The following is a 17,413-nucleotide window of genomic DNA, read 5'->3' as shown; positions in this document are numbered from 1 at the left end:
TTATTTATTGTTTGCTTTTTTATTGATTTCCTGCACCTCTATTTCCAACTTCTGAAGGTTTAGCTTCATGTTTTCCATGCTTAGGGTTTGAATCGCGTTAATGGTTGATTGATCTGCTTTATATTGCCGGATCTCATATTTATTATCCTGCAGTCCTGCCTTGAGAGAGAAATATATACCTGCAAGGGAAAAGCTACTGACCAGCAGACCGACGACGATCGCCCAAAGCATTTTAAGGCCGATAGTGATTGATTTTTCTTCAATATTGCTCATGGCACAAAAACTCCTTTATCCTTGTCACTTTTCACTGTGAAGCGTCTTTTGGGGATTTGTTTAACATAGGCAGGGAATTCCTGAACGTTGTGTACCAAATACTCCAGCCCGTCCTGCAGGAACTGATTACCATCATTCATCAGCTGAGCAGCCATAGCTGTAACCTGATCTCTTGTGGCTGGAGTATTATTTTTCTCAGCGCTGAAGTTTCCCTCCAGGTTAATTGAGGCAATACCGTTTTTAAAAGTAATCGTCCGTTCTACTAGTGCCTTCGCACCAGTCAGTAATGCGATCCCTGGTATGATGTAATCTTGAACCAAAACCTTGATTTTTCCTGCAGGCTCATCTTTTTTTAGATTTTCAAAAAATTCAGCCCCATACAAACGTTTTACAGTTTGGTCTTCAACCCGCTTCATTAATGCTGCAAGCATTTGGAATACATAGCGAGATCCGCCAATATTAAAGTTGTCGGAGAACACGGCAGCTTCCCTGATCAGGAACCTTTCGTTCCGCATAAACTGCTCGGAGTCCATATAGTAATGGAAAATATCCGGGCTCTGCTCTAAATGGATAAGTAGTTCTTCAATCGCTGAGAACCCAAGCTCCAGAAAAGACGCCTTAATTTCGTCTACCTGCCACTGAAACGCTTGTTTAGTATCAGAATTTGAAAACACGGTAATACCAGAATCGCCAACATTTACATTTAATATGGGAATGGCGGTATAGTACCCTAAGTTGGCAATAACCTTTTGTGCGATTTCGACAGCGTGACGAATGACAGGATCCATTATCAGTTCGGTGTCTCCGGAGGCTGAATTATATTCTTCGACTAGAGCGTTAAATTGAGCCGGACCAATGACCAGCAATATGTAATTACGTTCAGCATTACTCAGGTACGGGCTGACATTATCAATTGCTGCAGTACTTAATACCGGTACAAATTTCCGGACTTCTTCTATTGTTTTGATCAGTTTCATTAGCTCAATACTTTTTCTGTACCCTTGCCTTGGTCAAGAGTTGTTAATACCATGTCCTGGACGGATATCTGTAAATTTGGCTTGTTGTACCAGGCTTTAAAAAAATTGAAAAAGCTCAGGATGATATCCCTGTCCGCCTGCAGAGCAGAGCGCTGCTGCAGTCCGCTTTCCCGGATATTGGATCCGCCATTGTTCGCCCCTCCGGTTGCGCTGCTGCCGGTATTGCCGGCTCCAGATTGTGCCGGATTGATACCCATAGCAAAAAGGATCTCCAGATTTGCAGCACTTGCATTAGGCAGAAGTCCGCTGTTTTGCGTTTTATCATCAATTACTTTAATTGTCCATTGCCCAATTGGTTTACCGTTCTGGCCGGTTCTGGAGAAAGTCATTAAAGCTTTTTGCGCATTTTCGGCACCGGTTAACTGTTCAACTATCTTTTCATAGAGTTCAGTGAAAATGTCATCTTTCTGCTCTGGAGTATAGGCATGCCATTCATTCTTATATAAATCCTCGAAGTATTCCATGGGAATATCAATGTGGTACTTCAGCGACATCTGATTTTTAAATAATGCTTTGATGTAGGCAGGGATAGAAATAGCAATATCTAAATAGCCGGATTCCCTTGCGCTGTCCCAGAAAGCTACTGGATAGTAGTCATTGATCGCATCAGGCCATGCCTGGGGAATGACATACTTGTAAGTGCGTATATCATTACGGATATCCTCCAACTGATCAAAGTACTGCATGGCGTCGATAACAGGGATCTGCTGGCAGTCCTCTGCTTTTGCCTCTGGGAAGTTTCCCGAAACAAATACTTTTGGAATTCGGCCGGTAGCTGGGTTCATCGGAGCAAACCTGCAGTGTGAAGCTTTATGGAAATTGAAAGACCAGATCTTAGTTTTGTTACCGTTGAAGATAACCTCCGGAACGCAGAGCTGGAAGTATGCATAATCCTGGCAGAGCGCCAAACGCAGCATATTAAAATTCGATCGGGAAACTATCTCTTCCCATTCTGGATCTCTTACGTATTTAATTATCTGATTGCCATTGTCATCTAAGCCAACCACCTCATAAGTAATTAAACGCTGTCCGTAAAGCGTTTTGGTAATATGATGCAAACCAGCTCGGCCAACTGTGCTTTTCCGTATCAGTTTTGTGATATACTGAGGAAAGTCATCATTTACACCCCATAGGATCCAGTCTTTCTTTCCAGACTCTTCATCTTTAGAGGCACTTGATCCTTTATGTGGAGGGGAACTCTCTCCAGCTGCAGATCCGGAAAAACCTTTTGTACTTTTCCCGCCAGCTGCAGAAACCTGCATAAGTGCAACAGGTTTTTCAGAACTGTAAATAAACATTGGCCCACCCGCAGGTGCTTTTTTGATAACGGTGCTCATGCCCAGTAGATCTCCTGTTTGTTATATTGAAAAATAAGACGGTTGTGGATCGCTGTTTTCTTACCGGTTTCCATATCCATAATGCAGCGCATATCGCGCCCTTTACAGTCTGGGGGAAGGCCACATTTATAAGCTCTTTCAATGACAATGATTTCCCCACCAGTACGCTTGTGGCGGTTACAAGTCATGAAAACAATAGAGAAAGTTCCGTTTCCATCTCGGTAATCCTTTTGGTCGATGTCTCTAAGGGCTTTTTTTAATTCGATCACTCTACGAATGTCGCGAGACTGGGCGGGCTCATAAACGACAGCAGAAATTGAGATATATTATTATATTTAGGACTTAACCAAAATTAACGCTTATGAAATTTATAGAGTTTGAAAAGGGAGAAGGCACCGCTACTCCCGTTATGATTAACGTCGATCACGTTCAATATTTTGTTGCTCGCCCTCAGGGTGGTACTTACTTATATTTATCAACGCAATCCGAACGAGGGTCGACCGCTTACTTGATCGTTTCTGAATCTTATGCGGACGTTAAAAAAGCCTTACAATTATAATATTTAGAGTAAATTCGCATTGATTTAAATTCATAGTTAAAATCAAATTACTACGCCCCATAGAGTCGGATCTTTGGGGCGTTTTTATTTAATTTTAGCAATGGCTAATTCTAAATTGGATACTAATTGATTCAATCCTTTATTTCCAAAACTGTATATCGCTTCATTTGAATTCTTTATTAGCTCCAGTTTATGTATCCAAATTCCAGATGAATCATATTTTGAACTAAAGCTAATACCAGATCCGCTAGTCATTTTAAATGCACTGGTTCTGAATTCTTCATCATTCAATTTCGATTCTACTCGTTTTAACGCTTTGATAAAGGTTTGGATTTCCGCTTTATCAAGAACATTGTAATAGGGGTAACCCCCTCTTACTACGGTTAACACCAATCCATGCAAGACATTTCCGTCTATCATGTTCTCAACTGTCAAAACATCGAAAAGCACATTTTCATCAAGGCTTCCGATTGGTTCGCTTTTTTTGCTTATTGGCGTGTTTTTCTCGTTTAGTAGTTTTAGAATATCATTTGATTGTGCTTTTAAGTTGTCGGAAAAGGCGATTAAAATAAATAGGGGAAGAAGGAAATAAGTTTTCATTTTGAATAGTTTGTTTGGATGCCAAAATAGCCAAAAAAGATACATTTCTGCAGGGATTTCTTTGTCTCAAAAAAAAGCCAATAAATTTCCATAACCTTCTGGAAAACAATTATAATTTATCAAATGTGAATTTGAAAAATCTCAAATTTGTAGCTGAACACCCCTGCCAGCCCTGTTCTGAAACGGCAATTGCCCTTTTCGATCCTCCCCGGTATATGACATACAAAAATTGCCTTTAAATGCATTTAAATGCAGTTTTTATGTGTTTTTATAGATTTTTTTTGCTTTTTCCGGGGATGGTCGGAGAAGCCCGGACTCCCTTGCTAATTGCCGAGCCTTGCTCGCCCGATACTGCTGGTACCTTTGAGAGTCCGCGCACCATATTTGGCAACGGCCAGCGTGTCGTGCGCATCAGAGAAGTGAGTGGTGGTCTTCTGATCGATATCATGATTCTTTTCATCGACCTTGATCTTTTCCATACCTCCACCGACCTGCTTAGCTGCAGCATTGTTTAGTGATACGATGAGCCATTTGGCATTGTGCCGGTTATATCGGAACCCTGGCAGATCCGGATCAGTGCCGGCATGAGCTCTCTTCCAGAATTCGTACCGGTCATTGTGAGTAGGTTGCAGACCGATATCCATTTGAATCACAGTCCAACCACGACCACGCATAATCCTGCATACTGTAATGTAATACTCCTCAACCCTAGAATCTTTACCTTTTGCAGTCTGATCATAGTAGTAGTAGACCGTCTTATTCCGATGGAACCGGTAATAGGTACACCACTGGATAATGAGATCATCAAATTTACCTTTGTCATCAATCCACATAGCAGAAAGAAAATCAAAGAAGTTTCCATCTGCTGTCTCCTGCCCAGTTACAATACAATTGAACCAGCCACCGTAATCCATGGCAATTTCCAGCGGGTTGTCAGGACGGAAGTCTGCATCCTGTAGACAATTCATTTCATTGAAAACATCAGGGTTATATCCATCAGCCTTGTCGATTAATCCGAATAGGTAATTATTATCATAGGCAGTATAAGAACAGGTGGTATCATCAAAGAAGATGTAGAAACCACTCTGAATCTTTTTAGGTTCAATGTTTTCGATTTCTATGTCATACTCAGATTTGGTAAGAATCCGTTTTTGATCAGTGAACCAATCAGGCGGAAGGTTATCTGCATTTATTCTGGAAGGCCCGGAGATCCATAAATATATTTTTGGAAACTTGATAGCCAACTCCCGGTAATTGAATATCCATCCAGCCTTTCTAGTCCTTGGCATAGAGCAGAGCAGCGTTAGCCGGCGGTACGTTTTATGCTTTTTGAAACGCGTGAATTCACCACGCATAGTTGGGATAACCTGAGACTCTAATTTCGCGTTGTCAATGTCCTGAGCCTCGTCTATAATCCCAGCCGAGTAGTTACCCCCGCGGGAATTTGTATCCTGGGATAAAAGGTCGAATACAGTACCGTTAAAGAAGAATATGGAATGCTTTGGATCCAATGGCGGCTCCCAGGCTTCTTTCCATTTCCAGGACTTTGGTGGGTACCTGCCAATAAAATAGTGTAGATCCTTATGAAAGCCGAGGAGCGCTAAAGCCTTAATGGTCGATGGAAGTGTCCTGGTTAGAATCTGCTGATAGGTTTCGCCCAGGATAAAGTTTTTTGATTGTGGCATATCATAGACCAGCTCTTTGATCTCCAGAGCAACAATAAAAGATTTACCACCACCACGACCAACTTGTATGACCCTGATGCGCTGCCACGCTATAGCGAGTAGCAATTGCATAGGGTTTAAAACTAATCGCTTTACATCTTTAACAACTTGCTTAATCAGATTCATTGTGTTCCTCCTGATCAGGTACAATTATGGCTTCTTCGGCATGTTTACCAATGGAATTTACCATATCGCGCAGGTCAATCTTTCCTCCAGACACCATCACTTGCAACACATTCATAAAGCTCTCCGGAAGAGCGAACTCGTAGGTATTCGACTCTAGTAAAGAAAAGTCCGGAAGATCGGGATCCGTATCGTTCACTCCACCAACTTTTGCAATTGCAAGACCGCCTAATCTCATCCCGTCTTCATTGTTTTTTAAGCGGGCGATTGCCACTGAGTCTTTAATGATTTCCGTACTTAAATGCCTTATACCTTCTTTTGTTGATTTGGAAATATCGCCAAACATACTTACTGCATTAGTGCAATCACGATATGCAGTTGCCCGGCTTAAGCCAGGGAATCTTTTCATCAGAATAGCGGCAGCATCTGAAGTACTATGATAATTTCTAATGAGTGTCCAGGCTTCATTCCAGCGGTTACACATTTCCTGCTCATGCGGAGTTAAACCTGATCCGTCGCTGTTAGGGTCAGTCATGTGCGCAACTATTTTTTCATACTGCGAGCTTTTTGTTAATTTCTTCATCGATTATTTATTGAAGGAATTCAGAAGATCCGCTTGCTTTAACCTTACCATCTCCAGACGCTGTTTTCTTTGGTCAAGGCGTTGAGAGATGATCAGCTTACGCTTATCATCTTTAGCTTCCAGTAGGCGACCTTTATCCTTTGAAATATTACTCTGCAGGTTTTTATCTTCCCTCATTAATTCTGTTAATGTGAGCGTATCGACTTCTGACTGCTGATCAGGGTTGTTCAGCTTTTTAACTTCACCTGTTTCCCGGTATAAATCAAGGACAGACCAAGAGGTATCCACTGCATCCATTTTGTCCAGCAGTTCCAAAGCGGCCTCCAAACGGTACTGCTGATCATCGATTACCCGAATAGATTCATGAAGTTTTCTTGCCTGCGCATAGTCACTGTTTTTTTTGTCCCGGATCTGAATAATCAATTCAGGAGTATTTGGATAATCGAAATCTTCTTTACCATGAATGGTGGTAGGTTCCGGGATATATTCGCCAATAATAATTTTTTTAGGAACCAAGTCGTTGCGCTCATTAAGTGCCTGTAATGCATTTATAAGTTTTCCGGTTTGATAGGATCCCTGACCACTTTTAAGCAGCGCAAGGATGACGGGATTGTCGCCATATTGCTCATAGAGCAGAAGACCATGGATATATTTACGGTTAGGATCATCTAACCAAAGTTTAAGGGATGCAATTGCCATAATGTAAAGTTGGCAATTGCTGTTCCCTGGCTAAACGACAGCTATTACGCTGGGTTGAGCAGCCAGTATCTTTTATTGTTGAATTCATTCCTTTCAAACTTGAAATGGAGCTGTTCCATGATCTGTAAAACCTTTTCGTTATCCGGGAAATAACCAGGAAGGTTGGCATGTATGGCCAGCACCATTTCTTCAGTAGTCATTGGCATTTCGCAGGTTAACCAACTCTCTGCAGGAATGAAAATCTGTTCCACTCTCTGGAATAGAACATTGTCTCCATATTTACTTTCTTCCATAATAATTCGCTTTAACAAAAAACCCGGCTATAACCGGGTTTTTAAATCAGAATAATAGGCAATGTTAACCTGTAACCGCTTTGTTTTTTGAAGCAATCACAATCTTTTCAACGTTTTCAATCAGGAAAGGAAATCCAGACTTAACCAGATGATCGGCCTGATCAAGCTTGAGTGTGGTCAAGTCAATTTCACCATACCCATTAAAATAGTGTTTACCTGGCGTTACATGCTTAAGTGTGAATTTTGCTGCCACTTCTGGACTTAACTGCAGATTTTTCATACTAAAAAATTATGCTGCAGGCTTGAGCAGCGTGGTTAAAGGAAGTGCATAAATTGGTGCAGGCGTGCATGAAGACGCTTTAAAGGTCAATACCGTTTTACGTCCGTCAGCAATAGCTTTTCCGGAATCTCCTTCGCCGGTATCCGGTGCAGCAGGGTCTAACAGATCGCCTAATACGCGAACTTTCTTATTTTTTTCGATTACAAAGAAAATTAGTTCTCTACCCGCCGAAGCTGCTTGAAACCCAAGAAACTCAGCTTCATTGCCAGGGAAACTGATTTCGATGCTATTTTCAAAACCTTTACCATCTCTTGGGCCAACCATAGTAGATTTAATTTGACCAGTTTCCAAGGTGCAATAAAGGGGATGTAGGAATTTCCCCACTGCCATCACTACAGCCTCGTCGTATTGGACTAAGCTGGCGAAAGTAAGTGCTGCAGATGGATCAGGAAGGACAGGCATAGAGGCAAAATCCTCTTTAAAGGCATAAAATACCTTACTTACCCCTGCAGGGTTATAATTACCCTGGTTAAATAATATTGGCTGAGCATTCATATTTGAGAGTGTTAAAATAAATCGTTAGTTATTTAAGATGCTGATATTTCTACCAGTGAACCAGAATTAAGCTTCAGCATTTTTTGCAGCTGTGCATCGTCCTGGCTAAGCTCTTTGGCAGTTTTCGTTTCACCATTGTAGATGAAGCTGTCACCGATAAGGTGATAAGATTTCTTACCAATATAAACAATCAATCCATCAGAGCCATGCTCTTCTTGAATTGCCAGCTTTTTGCCTAATTCTGCAATTTCAGAAAGAGCCTCATCCAACTGTTCGTTTTTAACAGCGAGTTGATTTGTGAGATCATTGATAGAAACAGTAGCCGTTTTGCTTGCGGCCGTTAATTGTTTTAATGCCTCAGTATTTTCAGTAACCTTTGCGGTCGCGTTAGCAAGTTCAGTATTTACTGCAGTTACATATGTATTGGCCTTATCCAGGTTATCAAAATTTTCTATGATTTTCATCGAAATAATATTAAGCCCTGGAGAATGCCCAGGGCTGAGTTAAAAATTATAAGACTACGTCGTTACGGTAAACGAGGTCATTAGTCCAGAAACCAACGCCCTTATGGAAATCGGTCAAGACTTTTACTTCACGATTTTCAACTTGGATATCAAAAGTCGTTTGATTTTTAGGGTTTTTGTTTCCAATAATCTTGTTGTCTTCAATTGTGGTCCAGATCACGTCGCTACCTGTATGGGAAGGAAGTCCCGCAACACTGCAATCAAAATCTGCAAGCTTCAAAAGGTCAGTATCCTGAGCATAATATTGATTATACTTTGCACGCTTACCTTGTTTGAATCTTAATTCCAGATTAGGATTCATAGCCACTCTTTTAATCTTAGTTCTGATAAGCTCAGGGATCTCAGCCACTATCTGCTCCACATATTCACAGAATTCAACAGGATCTGTAGGAACAGCACCGACAGTGATTACGTTAGTACCTGCGGCTTTTAATTTTTCCTTAATGCCATTCATTGACGCTCCCGGAGCAGAAGCCGTACCTGGAACGATTGGAGCCTTTATACCTTTGAAGATTTCATAGGTTTCTAAATCCTCATGGAATTTTGGAATAACCAAGTTTTCCAGCCAATATTTGACTAAAGGTGTGTCCGCTGGCTTCTGTGCGTTTTCCACGAGGAATCCCATCCAAGACTCCATCAAGTCGTGCGGAAGAATTTTAGCATCAATTTTCAAGTGATCTAAAGTGATGATCTGAGGTTTGAAAGTTGTGTCTCCAATTGGAGTAAATGCGGACTGATATGCCTGCAGTACACGTGTAATTGAACTATTCGCAAGTTCAAGTCGCGTAGAGGTTGTTAACCGAGAAGTAAAAAAAAGCTCAGTGACTGATGGTTGCATCAGTTTTACCCGAACATCTTTGACATTTTGTGATCCAGCTCTATAGAAGCTACCGAATTCGGCAAGGAGATCCGCAATATTAATAGTTGGTTCCATTTTTGGAAGTATTTGAGAGGTTAATAATAGATTCTATAGGTAGCTTTCTACGGCTTTGTTATGTGCTAAAGCCGCGATTACTTTAGTAGGATCCTGCTCTTCACCGGTAACCACTGGCTCTTCATCACCACCAGCTTTTTGATGAGTTGCACCTGCATTTTCGCCAAAAGCTTTTACCTGAGCTTCAAGGCCAATAATTTTTGCATTTGCCAATACAAGAGAATCTGAAGCAGTTTTATTGGCGGTATTTGCTGCTGCCAGACTTTCAGTTAAGGTTACATTTTTAGCCGTGACACCAGCTGCTTCTGTAATGAATGCTTCGGTTACCAAGGTTGCACCGGTAACACCAATTGTTGTAAGATCTGCATTTGCTAAATCTAACTGCTCCTGGGTAGGACTTGCCACACCAGCAAGAGCATCAATGTTTGCAATTTTTGACATATTTTTAATTTGAGTTTTACTGTTTGAATTTTTAGACCTGTAACCTGCAGAGAGTTCTTCCACTCGTAGTACTGCATCTTGAAGAGATCCTAAAGAGTCGATCAATCCAATCTCAACCGAGTAATCCGCCATAAACGTTTCACCTTTAAAGATGAGTTCTTCCGAGCTGGACAGCTTAGCACCTCGCTGCTCCCTAACATCTGCATGGAAATCTTCATTAATGGGATCCAACATGAATTCGATTACCGGCTTATAGTTCCCTGAGCTTGCTTCCCGGAACGTTTTATTTTTATGGGTAGATTTCGTTGCATACATTTCATGGAAAACAATTCCTTGTTTTTCAAGCATCGCCTTAGCATCTGCAAATGCGAGCATTGTACCAATGGATCCAATTATAGATCTTGGATGCTGAGCTATAATTTCATCACAGAAGCTGGCGATATAATATCCGGCACTGGCCAGAATATCTCCAGATAAACCAACAATTGGCTTTTGCTCCATGAATGACTGCATCGCATCAGTCAATGGTTTAACTGCGAGAGCCATCCCACCTCCAGACTCAATGTCCAGTACAGCTCCGATAATGTTTGGGTTTGCTTTAGCGCGATTAAAATCATTGGCAATGTCTAATGTTCCCCTAGGGCCACAGAATTGGGAATTTTTGATGACAGGGCCTTTAAGCTGGATAACTGCAACACTGTTTTTCGGAGCCTCATCAAGGTTAGTATAGCTATTAACTTTAATTACACTTGATGAGGTTACCGAAAACGGTTGCAAGGCTGCCCTGGCTGCACTATAATCATAACCTTCTGGGGCTCTTACACCGGTCATCATATTGTGGAGTTGCATATAGTATGCGTAGACGTAGGAAGATTCCACCAGCAGAGGCTGTGTTAGTACATCAGTTAGAAGGGCTTGATTCACATTACTAAAATTTGAGAGCGTTAATTAGTAATACAAAGGTGCAGGTACAAAAAACGCCTGTAAACGACAGAAAATCACGTTTTATAGACTGGAGCTCTGAAAATTGAGGTATTTGAGATCGTGTAGGAAAATCCTCTCGCGTCTGGTCGATTGGTACCGGACTTATAAACCGCCTTAAATACTAGTGGATATCCATGTGATCCGACCAGCCGGTTTTGTCCTCGGGGATCCATAACCTGTACAACCATTTCAATGCCTTCTAAAGCTTGGAGCAAAGCAATCAGTTCCGGACGATCACCAGGGACGTAGCCGGAAATTGTCTGCAGATATGTTGGGCCATTCTCCGTTTGGATGCATTCCTCATCGAAATTTAAGGTCTGTGCAGTTGAGTATCCCGTTAACCAAGATGATCCGTATGTCAAAGCGAGCTGTTTATTTATAACACTATCTACGATTTCCGGATATGAAACTACCTGGTTAAAAGGAATAAATTTAAAACCCAATAATCCTCCCGGATTATAAAGTTTTTTAGGTGGAAAGCTACTGATCATAAACAAAGGAAAGACCATTTCCTCAGGTCGTAAACGACAGAATTTTTCGCATTAAAAAGGCCGTTTTGATAAACGACAATGTGATGAGTGAAAGTTGAAGAAAAACTTACTAATTCAGCTGATATTGTGGGATTCTATAACGATTGCGCTCCCACATTTTCTCCAGAGTCTTTAATGGGAGATCATCTTCAGTAATATTATGAATTTCCCGGAACCGCAAAAGTGCTGGTTTAATCTCATTCTTTTTACCTGTCATTTTTGGAACAACAAAAGAAAGCATCTTGTCATGGAAATCATCCTGGATAAATTTATTGAACCAGTACTGGTGTTTGATACTAATTACAAGTCCAAAGTTCCGCTCATATACTTCTGGTATCGATATCATAATATGATCCAAATTGTTTCCAATAGAATAATGCTTGTCTCTACATTCCCATTGGTTCTTATGACGAAGGGAAATGAGTAAGAAAGAAGCAAATCTATTTTTGGTGCAGATTTCCAAATATGGATGTACCTCACAATAGCGAGCCATGTAGTTTTTTAAATAAGGCTTGATAGCAACAGGATGAAGAAAAATCATTTGGCGAATAGGAAAGAGAGTGTATACAAAAATAACATTTAGTTGCCGTTTTAGCTAACTATTAGACATTGTATTGCACATTTTAATAGCATTTGATAACCAGGTAGAAAATCCTACCTGCCTTTTAATATTGGATTTGCAAAAAATTAGCCTTTTCAAAAGGAGATATGCTATTTTTTGAAAAAAGCGTTCCGACGCTCCAACCGCTCCAACGGTTCCGACTGTCTCCAACAGCCTTTTTTAGTTAAATAGTGGCTTTATAATGCATATAATAATGTTTTAAATAATAATATGAACAGTTGGAGCGGTTGGAGCGCTTTTTTGTTATTTCCGAGATAATGTGTTTAAATTTTAAATTTCTCTTCCTATCAGCCTTAAAACAATAAATAACGCGGGTTAAAAGTTCTTATCTTTAAATGGCAAAGAAGATGGATTTGTCGGATCAGCGCTGGACAAAGTCGGAGTGAGCCTTGTTTGGTCGGAATGAATTTCAAAAAAAACACAAATACTAATATTTTTAGTAATATTGTGGTTTGAAATCATTGTAATGAATACTAACTCACAAGAATACCAGCACAGAAAGCAATTAGCTATGAAAGCACATAGAAGTGGGTGTGTGATTTTCTCTCCGGAAACGCAGAAATATTACACGCCCAGGGAATTTCTTGATTCAAATGAAGTTGTGAAATATATTGTTAGGGAAATGGTACCTGCCACTAATTTTGATTTGATGAAGCCGAAGATTGCTATTAAAAAGAAACTGGAGGAACTCAATAAAACTGAAAGTGAGTTTCAGGATTTCCTGAGAAGAATGATGAGTGCATTTGAAATGGCACCAAAAACCAAGTAATTACACAATTGTTTAAAGTTTATGTGTGGCAGATATTCAAATTCTAAATCGGTAACCCAGATCAAAAAGGAATATCCTTTTACGGTTAAAAATATAATAGGGGAATCATTCAACCTTGCACCTTCCCAGCCCGGGTATATCATAACTGCAGATGAACCGGAAGTAATTCAGGCAATGCATTTCGGTTTAGTCCCATTCTGGGCAAAGGATAAAAAAATTGGATTTAGTATGATCAATGCCAGATCAGAAACTTTACTGGAGAAATCAGCCTTCAGGCCACTGGTGCAGAAAAGTAAGCGATGTCTCGTATTAGCTGACGGGTTTTATGAATGGGAGAAGGCAGGTAAAGAAAAACTACCTTATAGATTTGTTATACCCATTAGGGATCTTTTTTCATTCGCTGGCTTATGGTCCAGGTGGAAAGATCCGACAACAGGTGATCCATATGAGACTTTCACAATTATAACAACTGCTGCAAACGATATTGTTAAGCCCATCCATGAACGTATGCCGGTAATCTTATCCAAGTCAGACGAGAAGCTATGGCTAAGTAAAGATCTCCCCATTGCTGATATACTATCCCTTTGTGATAGTTATCCTGCTGATGAAATGAATAAATTTAGAGTGAGCCAGGATGTAAACAAGGTGGTGAATAACCATGCTCGCCTGATGGAACCTGTAAATAGTCAATAAATTTATGGAGGACATAGTTTTTAAAGCGAAATATAGAGGTAAACGGCGAACCTTTACGATCTCACTGGTTCCTGGTGGTTGCGGCTCATGGCGCCTTATGATCGATGACGGTTATTATGGTTCATTTATTCAATATTGCGGCAAATGGAGCTTCAGACCACAACAAAGCTATTATTTTACGGACGATCAAGAAGAAATATTACTTAACCAGCTTCGCAAACGCTATCCGGCTGATCAGTTTTAAATAGAAAGCCTCCAACTTGGAGGCTTTAATGTGATGAAATGATTTTTCAATTAGTAACCTCTCATCGAAACAAATCTTTTGCTTTCAGTTTTCTTTGCTTTCCTGATATTAACTTTATCGTATCTGATGAAAGTATTAAAGGGTTCACTTTCCACAGGTGGCGGAACTAAGTAAACATGCTCCCCTTCATTAAGCCAGTTTATTTTTTGAATGTTATTGAACATTACAACCCCAGCTCCGTCTATGCATTCGACGTTATATCCAAATTCATCCTCTGATATTAATTCAAATGACTTCTTGCCTTTTCTTTGCTTTCCTAAAATTGATAACTTCATAGGTGTGTAGTAGTTTGTGAATTTAAGCCTTCTCTTATTGCATATCTGACAACACCTTCAGTACATAACCATTTTCCCGTAAGCAATGGTAAAATATCCTTGAGTTTCCTTCCTCGCTTTAAATGAACATTATAATCCTGTCGAATTTTAGAACGCGTTTTTCTTTTATTGTTTAAGTCTTGATTTTTGTAGTAATGGAATGATGTTTCATGAATTCCTAACAATTGTGCTATAGTCATAATTAGTCCCCGATTAATAAAATTTTAGGATTGTCTTTAATTGAATTATAAAGCGTACTGCCTGTTTTCGTTAATGCATATGGAAGAAATACTTCAGCCAAATCTGCCAAATCAGCCTCAACTATTGCCATTTGCGATTCTACCCAATCCTTAATTATTCTCCAAGAAACTCTCACTGCCTGATCCTTTGTACACATTGCTCGAGGAATTTTTTTATTTCGCTCCATCGCTCTCAAAACACCGATGTAATTTGCCGGGAGAGAGTAAGCAACTAAATCATCGTTTATAGGAATTAAAAAGGTTACTTGTACGGGTATGCCGTTATCATCGTAGTCACAAACTATCTTCTTTGCTCCATGGGCAACTAAGCATTTTGTAATTTCTCCAATAGTCTTAATGCTATCTATTTTTGTGGTATAATTTAATATAGCCATGACTAGTCCCCGGTTAATTGTTTACGTACCCATTTACCCATACTTTCTACTGCCTCTAAGCAAAACCTAAGTTTCAATACCGCGCCATCATCACTTAATAACGGAGCAATCTTGTCAACGGTAGATTCTACACCTACTTCAGAAAAAATAATAAGTGCGGCACCCTTGATTTCTTCATCCGTCACGACCTTTACGGGTGCTTTGAACTGATTAGCGTACTCTTCCATTGCTCTTATGAAACTAGCATGAATAAAAGGATCATAGCCCTTAATATTTGCGCAAAGAATTTCTGCCGCTGTTTGATACCCCTCAGCCGGAACCTGTTTGTAATTGTATAGTAATTCTGCTAAACGAATGTGATTATGATCGCCATCTGTTAACATCTCGTATTTATGAATTCCATTTTTTTTTAGAAACTGGATCTCTGAATTATAATCTTCTTTATTGTTTTTGTTCATTAGAAAATGAGTTTAAATAATTTGTCGCCCGTATTGTTGCGGATATCGTCCGGATCCGTGGTGGCCGGTCAGCTGCAGCTGTACTTTGTGTCGCCTGTTTTCATTCCAGGAAGCCAGGCCGGCAGCTGATCAGGAACTATTTCTGTCGCCTGTTATAAGTATGTGAAAGTTTTCATAGGCGGATCTGATCAGGTTTAAATCATTTGTCAAAGTCTTATTTACCTGTTCGAGTATTCTAATGCGCTCACTTAGATACCGATTATGATCGGTTAAGCTCTCTATTCTTTTTTGTACTGGATTTATATCGTTGATATACCGGACTAAAGCTTTCGACGCTGAGGTTTCCTGGTATTTTATAAGAAGGGTAGCGATATTATTGCAAACTTCCTGTGTGGGGTTTCTTAGTTTGATTTCGCTATAGCGCTGGCTTTCTAACATATTAGTGTTCTTTTGGTAATACATGATAACTTTTACAATTACACCGTGGACATACCTCATCGTAAATAAGATACTTCTTGCCCTTTCTTTTATAGAGACGCTCACCAATCATATGAATATTTCTACAACGGGTGCATTTTACATTTTGATCTAAATCAGAACGATTCGGGCTGTCCTCTCTGGCTGTCTTCATTAAATATCTTCGCTTTGATCGTTCATAAAAGCCTCTACCGGGGTTATACCATTTTGGAAGTATGGCTTCCAGACATCTCGGCTTTTCTGCTCTGCAGCTTCTTCTGATGGCCAGTAAATGCTTATCAGAAATTCCTCCAGCTGATCAAGCCAGTTATTAAAACTGACCTGATCAAATGTGATGTTTGACTCCATGCTAAATTTCTTCAACTTCAAAATCCTTATGCCTAATTTCTACATCATCTACGTAGATCAGTTTATAGCCCAATGAGCCGTCAGGTTTCCCCCAGCCTTCACGACTGCCAATTTCCTCTATAACACCATAAAGTGTAAGATCTCTCTCAACTAGGATCATGTATGCCTCTCTGGCTAATTGCTGAGCAAATGTTTTTGATACATTACCTTCATTCTCAGCAAGCCGTTCGTTTCCACCCATCCAAAACGCAATCATACCTTCCATTGCACTTTTACAATTTCCTTCCCATGCTGGACCAGATACAATAAAATCCTCATTTATTTCTACTTGACACTCCCAAAATTCCGTTGGGTAAATGACTTTATAAACTTTAAGCATTTGCCACCTCCAGTTCATTTGCCAACACTTCGGCGATGGAAATATCAAATTGTTCCTCAAGTTGCACTTTCTCATTAGACAGCTCAACGGTGTTATTGAATAATTCCGGATCCATCGCTTTATCAAAGCAGGTAATCTTTGCCTCTTCTAGTTTCGTCTGCGCTTTTCGCAGGTTTAAAGCCATTTTGGCTAATGTTATCAGATTTAAATTCATAGTTAAAAAGTAATTTGGTTAAGATGAGGCTGCCACAACTACAGCCAGAATGATTAGTAAAATAATTGCTCTCATAATGTTAATTGATTGAATTCTTTATCCTTTATCAGTTGAACGATGGTATTATAGGGTTGGGTAACAATGTCGGATTTACCTACTTCCATCATTTCTATATCCACCGGATCACCCAGGGGTATTCTCCATATCCCTGTTATAAACCATGTTCGTTTTTTAGAATCTATGTACCAGGTCCTGGGAGTTATTTTTGGGTCATTCATATTAAAAAAGTTTAAGTTGAACATTGTAACCTAGTTTTATCAATTGCCCGATATAGTATCGATCACCAGTGGGCACCTCATTAAATTTTGCATAGGGAAGGTCTATCGCCCTTTGCTCACTGTTTATCTTGTACTTACCCTTCAATCTTTTATGCAGGTAATAGCGGTACGCTGCAACTTTGGATATCTTTTTTGTCATTGGCCTTCAGGTTCACGGTTATAATAAAAAGCTGCAGGATTAAATTTTGTCTGACTGATTTTCGCTGTAAACTCAGTGATTTTGCCATTCGTAGTCATCCCAACATTTGAAGAGCATTCTTTTAATAGGTCAGCAGCTTCCTTTAATAATTCATCTGCTGTTTTGGCAATTGCGATTGCTTGTGCGCCATTGATCTGTCCATTGGTCACATTGTTTCTGGTTAAAACTTCAATAGGGTTCATATAAAA

28 protein-coding genes are annotated in these 17,413 nt (G+C 39.9%); 4 read left to right on the top strand and 24 right to left on the bottom strand.

Annotation, left to right across the window (positions count from 1 at the left end; all coding sequences use genetic code 11):
* From BLR53_RS13770 to BLR53_RS13760, 3 genes are read right to left on the bottom strand one after another with little or no spacing between them, the layout of a single operon-like run.
* Entirely contained in the window at window positions 1-273 is a 273-nt protein-coding gene (locus BLR53_RS13770) for a hypothetical protein (protein WP_074590484.1), read from the bottom strand.
* The gene (locus BLR53_RS13765; RefSeq protein ID WP_074590482.1) at window positions 270-1,250 is read right to left on the bottom strand and encodes a DUF6712 family protein; all 981 of its coding nucleotides are present in this window, start codon (window positions 1,248-1,250) and stop codon (window positions 270-272) included. The genes BLR53_RS13770 and BLR53_RS13765 overlap by 4 nt, the downstream gene beginning before the upstream one ends.
* Window positions 1,250-2,647, bottom strand: coding sequence for a hypothetical protein (locus BLR53_RS13760; RefSeq protein WP_074590480.1), 1,398 nt, complete (start codon window positions 2,645-2,647; stop codon window positions 1,250-1,252). The genes BLR53_RS13765 and BLR53_RS13760 overlap by 1 nt, the downstream gene beginning before the upstream one ends.
* Before the next feature lie 361 nt (window positions 2,648-3,008).
* Here BLR53_RS13760 and BLR53_RS13750 point away from each other — a divergent pair, with 361 nt between their 5' ends.
* On the top strand, window positions 3,009-3,206 hold the full coding sequence (locus BLR53_RS13750; protein WP_074590476.1) for a hypothetical protein: 198 nt from the start codon (window positions 3,009-3,011) through the stop codon (window positions 3,204-3,206).
* Window positions 3,207-3,290: 84 nt separating this feature from the next.
* Here BLR53_RS13750 and BLR53_RS13745 read toward each other — a convergent pair whose 3' ends face one another.
* From BLR53_RS13745 to BLR53_RS19805, 12 genes are all read right to left on the bottom strand, one after another.
* Entirely contained in the window at window positions 3,291-3,806 is a 516-nt protein-coding gene (locus BLR53_RS13745) for a hypothetical protein (RefSeq protein WP_143007880.1), read from the bottom strand.
* Window positions 3,807-4,129: 323 nt separating this feature from the next.
* Complete coding sequence (locus BLR53_RS13740; RefSeq protein WP_143007879.1) at window positions 4,130-5,602, bottom strand: hypothetical protein; 1,473 nt, start codon at window positions 5,600-5,602, stop codon at window positions 4,130-4,132.
* Window positions 5,603-5,642: 40 nt separating this feature from the next.
* Entirely contained in the window at window positions 5,643-6,236 is a 594-nt protein-coding gene (locus BLR53_RS13735; RefSeq protein ID WP_074590470.1) for a hypothetical protein, read from the bottom strand.
* 3 nt (window positions 6,237-6,239) lie between these two features.
* A complete protein-coding gene (locus BLR53_RS13730; protein WP_074590468.1) occupies window positions 6,240-6,935 on the bottom strand; it encodes a hypothetical protein in 696 nt (231 codons plus the stop codon).
* Window positions 6,936-6,979: 44 nt separating this feature from the next.
* On the bottom strand, window positions 6,980-7,228 hold the full coding sequence (locus tag BLR53_RS13725) for a hypothetical protein (RefSeq protein ID WP_074590465.1): 249 nt from the start codon (window positions 7,226-7,228) through the stop codon (window positions 6,980-6,982).
* A gap of 64 nt (window positions 7,229-7,292) precedes the next feature.
* Window positions 7,293-7,508, bottom strand: a complete 216-nt coding sequence (locus tag BLR53_RS13720; protein ID WP_074590462.1) for a hypothetical protein — start codon at window positions 7,506-7,508, stop codon at window positions 7,293-7,295.
* Window positions 7,509-7,517: 9 nt separating this feature from the next.
* Window positions 7,518-8,063 carry a hypothetical protein gene (locus tag BLR53_RS13715; protein ID WP_074590460.1) on the bottom strand — a complete coding sequence of 182 codons (546 nt, stop codon included), beginning with the start codon at window positions 8,061-8,063 and terminating at the stop codon, window positions 7,518-7,520.
* 32 nt (window positions 8,064-8,095) lie between these two features.
* Complete coding sequence (locus BLR53_RS13710) at window positions 8,096-8,527, bottom strand: hypothetical protein (RefSeq protein WP_074590457.1); 432 nt, start codon at window positions 8,525-8,527, stop codon at window positions 8,096-8,098.
* A gap of 46 nt (window positions 8,528-8,573) precedes the next feature.
* On the bottom strand, window positions 8,574-9,521 hold the full coding sequence (locus tag BLR53_RS13705) for a hypothetical protein (RefSeq protein ID WP_074590455.1): 948 nt from the start codon (window positions 9,519-9,521) through the stop codon (window positions 8,574-8,576).
* Between the two features lie 33 nt (window positions 9,522-9,554).
* Window positions 9,555-10,886 (bottom strand): S49 family peptidase, encoded by a 1,332-nt coding sequence (locus BLR53_RS13700; protein WP_074590453.1) that lies wholly within the window; start codon window positions 10,884-10,886, stop codon window positions 9,555-9,557.
* Window positions 10,887-10,960: 74 nt separating this feature from the next.
* Window positions 10,961-11,437 (bottom strand): hypothetical protein, encoded by a 477-nt coding sequence (locus tag BLR53_RS13695; protein WP_074590450.1) that lies wholly within the window; start codon window positions 11,435-11,437, stop codon window positions 10,961-10,963.
* Window positions 11,438-11,546: 109 nt separating this feature from the next.
* On the bottom strand, window positions 11,547-11,822 hold the full coding sequence (locus BLR53_RS19805) for a hypothetical protein (RefSeq protein ID WP_143007878.1): 276 nt from the start codon (window positions 11,820-11,822) through the stop codon (window positions 11,547-11,549).
* Window positions 11,823-12,564: 742 nt separating this feature from the next.
* On the opposite strand from BLR53_RS19805, the gene BLR53_RS13685 reads away from it, so the two are divergent.
* Genes BLR53_RS13685 through BLR53_RS19800 form a run of 3 tightly spaced genes read left to right on the top strand, consistent with a single transcriptional unit; the run spans window position 12,565 to window position 13,804 of the window.
* Window positions 12,565-12,867 carry a hypothetical protein gene (locus BLR53_RS13685; RefSeq protein WP_074590447.1) on the top strand — a complete coding sequence of 101 codons (303 nt, stop codon included), beginning with the start codon at window positions 12,565-12,567 and terminating at the stop codon, window positions 12,865-12,867.
* A gap of 21 nt (window positions 12,868-12,888) precedes the next feature.
* Entirely contained in the window at window positions 12,889-13,560 is a 672-nt protein-coding gene (locus tag BLR53_RS13680; protein WP_074590445.1) for an SOS response-associated peptidase, read from the top strand.
* Window positions 13,561-13,564: 4 nt separating this feature from the next.
* A complete protein-coding gene (locus BLR53_RS19800; RefSeq protein ID WP_143007877.1) occupies window positions 13,565-13,804 on the top strand; it encodes a hypothetical protein in 240 nt (79 codons plus the stop codon).
* Window positions 13,805-13,854: 50 nt separating this feature from the next.
* Here BLR53_RS19800 and BLR53_RS13675 read toward each other — a convergent pair whose 3' ends face one another.
* From BLR53_RS13675 to BLR53_RS13625, 9 genes are all read right to left on the bottom strand, one after another.
* Complete coding sequence (locus BLR53_RS13675) at window positions 13,855-14,139, bottom strand: hypothetical protein (protein WP_074590442.1); 285 nt, start codon at window positions 14,137-14,139, stop codon at window positions 13,855-13,857.
* 241 nt (window positions 14,140-14,380) lie between these two features.
* Window positions 14,381-14,812 (bottom strand): hypothetical protein, encoded by a 432-nt coding sequence (locus BLR53_RS13665; RefSeq protein ID WP_074590437.1) that lies wholly within the window; start codon window positions 14,810-14,812, stop codon window positions 14,381-14,383.
* 2 nt (window positions 14,813-14,814) lie between these two features.
* Window positions 14,815-15,270, bottom strand: coding sequence for a hypothetical protein (locus tag BLR53_RS13660; RefSeq protein WP_074590435.1), 456 nt, complete (start codon window positions 15,268-15,270; stop codon window positions 14,815-14,817).
* Between the two features lie 630 nt (window positions 15,271-15,900).
* Window positions 15,901-16,095 carry a hypothetical protein gene (locus tag BLR53_RS13650; RefSeq protein ID WP_074590431.1) on the bottom strand — a complete coding sequence of 65 codons (195 nt, stop codon included), beginning with the start codon at window positions 16,093-16,095 and terminating at the stop codon, window positions 15,901-15,903.
* A 1-nt stretch (window position 16,096) separates the two neighbouring features.
* Window positions 16,097-16,492, bottom strand: a complete 396-nt coding sequence (locus BLR53_RS13645; RefSeq protein ID WP_074590428.1) for a DUF2528 family protein — start codon at window positions 16,490-16,492, stop codon at window positions 16,097-16,099.
* Window positions 16,467-16,688 (bottom strand): hypothetical protein, encoded by a 222-nt coding sequence (locus BLR53_RS13640; protein WP_074590427.1) that lies wholly within the window; start codon window positions 16,686-16,688, stop codon window positions 16,467-16,469. Before BLR53_RS13640 ends, BLR53_RS13645 begins: the two co-directional genes overlap by 26 nt.
* Before the next feature lie 71 nt (window positions 16,689-16,759).
* The gene (locus BLR53_RS13635; RefSeq protein WP_074590422.1) at window positions 16,760-16,966 is read right to left on the bottom strand and encodes a hypothetical protein; all 207 of its coding nucleotides are present in this window, start codon (window positions 16,964-16,966) and stop codon (window positions 16,760-16,762) included.
* A gap of 1 nt (window position 16,967) precedes the next feature.
* Window positions 16,968-17,165 carry a hypothetical protein gene (locus BLR53_RS13630; protein WP_074590419.1) on the bottom strand — a complete coding sequence of 66 codons (198 nt, stop codon included), beginning with the start codon at window positions 17,163-17,165 and terminating at the stop codon, window positions 16,968-16,970.
* Window positions 17,162-17,407, bottom strand: a complete 246-nt coding sequence (locus tag BLR53_RS13625) for a hypothetical protein (protein ID WP_074590417.1) — start codon at window positions 17,405-17,407, stop codon at window positions 17,162-17,164. Before BLR53_RS13625 ends, BLR53_RS13630 begins: the two co-directional genes overlap by 4 nt.
* Window positions 17,408-17,413: the final 6 nt, after the last annotated feature.

The organism is Pedobacter antarcticus (genome assembly GCF_900103515.1).
Taxonomy (GTDB): domain Bacteria; phylum Bacteroidota; class Bacteroidia; order Sphingobacteriales; family Sphingobacteriaceae; genus Pedobacter; species Pedobacter antarcticus.
The sequence above is the reverse complement of the archived record's forward strand: the minus strand, read 5'-3'. Positions and strand labels throughout refer to the sequence as shown.

Coding starts and splice junctions, on each gene's coding strand:
- BLR53_RS13770 (WP_074590484.1), bottom strand. CDS start 273: ATGAGCAATATTGAAGAAAAATCAATCACTATCGGCCTTAAAATGCTT.
- BLR53_RS13765 (WP_074590482.1), bottom strand. CDS start 1,250: ATGAAACTGATCAAAACAATAGAAGAAGTCCGGAAATTTGTACCGGTA.
- BLR53_RS13760 (WP_074590480.1), bottom strand. CDS start 2,647: ATGAGCACCGTTATCAAAAAAGCACCTGCGGGTGGGCCAATGTTTATT.
- BLR53_RS13750 (WP_074590476.1), top strand. CDS start 3,009: ATGAAATTTATAGAGTTTGAAAAGGGAGAAGGCACCGCTACTCCCGTT.
- BLR53_RS13745 (WP_143007880.1), bottom strand. CDS start 3,806: ATGAAAACTTATTTCCTTCTTCCCCTATTTATTTTAATCGCCTTTTCC.
- BLR53_RS13740 (WP_143007879.1), bottom strand. CDS start 5,602: ATGCAATTGCTACTCGCTATAGCGTGGCAGCGCATCAGGGTCATACAA.
- BLR53_RS13735 (WP_074590470.1), bottom strand. CDS start 6,236: ATGAAGAAATTAACAAAAAGCTCGCAGTATGAAAAAATAGTTGCGCAC.
- BLR53_RS13730 (WP_074590468.1), bottom strand. CDS start 6,935: ATGGCAATTGCATCCCTTAAACTTTGGTTAGATGATCCTAACCGTAAA.
- BLR53_RS13725 (WP_074590465.1), bottom strand. CDS start 7,228: ATGGAAGAAAGTAAATATGGAGACAATGTTCTATTCCAGAGAGTGGAA.
- BLR53_RS13720 (WP_074590462.1), bottom strand. CDS start 7,508: ATGAAAAATCTGCAGTTAAGTCCAGAAGTGGCAGCAAAATTCACACTT.
- BLR53_RS13715 (WP_074590460.1), bottom strand. CDS start 8,063: ATGAATGCTCAGCCAATATTATTTAACCAGGGTAATTATAACCCTGCA.
- BLR53_RS13710 (WP_074590457.1), bottom strand. CDS start 8,527: ATGAAAATCATAGAAAATTTTGATAACCTGGATAAGGCCAATACATAT.
- BLR53_RS13705 (WP_074590455.1), bottom strand. CDS start 9,521: ATGGAACCAACTATTAATATTGCGGATCTCCTTGCCGAATTCGGTAGC.
- BLR53_RS13695 (WP_074590450.1), bottom strand. CDS start 11,437: ATGATCAGTAGCTTTCCACCTAAAAAACTTTATAATCCGGGAGGATTA.
- BLR53_RS19805 (WP_143007878.1), bottom strand. CDS start 11,822: ATGATATCGATACCAGAAGTATATGAGCGGAACTTTGGACTTGTAATT.
- BLR53_RS13685 (WP_074590447.1), top strand. CDS start 12,565: ATGAATACTAACTCACAAGAATACCAGCACAGAAAGCAATTAGCTATG.
- BLR53_RS13680 (WP_074590445.1), top strand. CDS start 12,889: ATGTGTGGCAGATATTCAAATTCTAAATCGGTAACCCAGATCAAAAAG.
- BLR53_RS19800 (WP_143007877.1), top strand. CDS start 13,565: ATGGAGGACATAGTTTTTAAAGCGAAATATAGAGGTAAACGGCGAACC.
- BLR53_RS13675 (WP_074590442.1), bottom strand. CDS start 14,139: ATGAAGTTATCAATTTTAGGAAAGCAAAGAAAAGGCAAGAAGTCATTT.
- BLR53_RS13665 (WP_074590437.1), bottom strand. CDS start 14,812: ATGGCTATATTAAATTATACCACAAAAATAGATAGCATTAAGACTATT.
- BLR53_RS13660 (WP_074590435.1), bottom strand. CDS start 15,270: ATGAACAAAAACAATAAAGAAGATTATAATTCAGAGATCCAGTTTCTA.
- BLR53_RS13650 (WP_074590431.1), bottom strand. CDS start 16,095: ATGGAGTCAAACATCACATTTGATCAGGTCAGTTTTAATAACTGGCTT.
- BLR53_RS13645 (WP_074590428.1), bottom strand. CDS start 16,492: ATGAACTGGAGGTGGCAAATGCTTAAAGTTTATAAAGTCATTTACCCA.
- BLR53_RS13640 (WP_074590427.1), bottom strand. CDS start 16,688: ATGAATTTAAATCTGATAACATTAGCCAAAATGGCTTTAAACCTGCGA.
- BLR53_RS13635 (WP_074590422.1), bottom strand. CDS start 16,966: ATGAATGACCCAAAAATAACTCCCAGGACCTGGTACATAGATTCTAAA.
- BLR53_RS13630 (WP_074590419.1), bottom strand. CDS start 17,165: ATGACAAAAAAGATATCCAAAGTTGCAGCGTACCGCTATTACCTGCAT.
- BLR53_RS13625 (WP_074590417.1), bottom strand. CDS start 17,407: ATGAACCCTATTGAAGTTTTAACCAGAAACAATGTGACCAATGGACAG.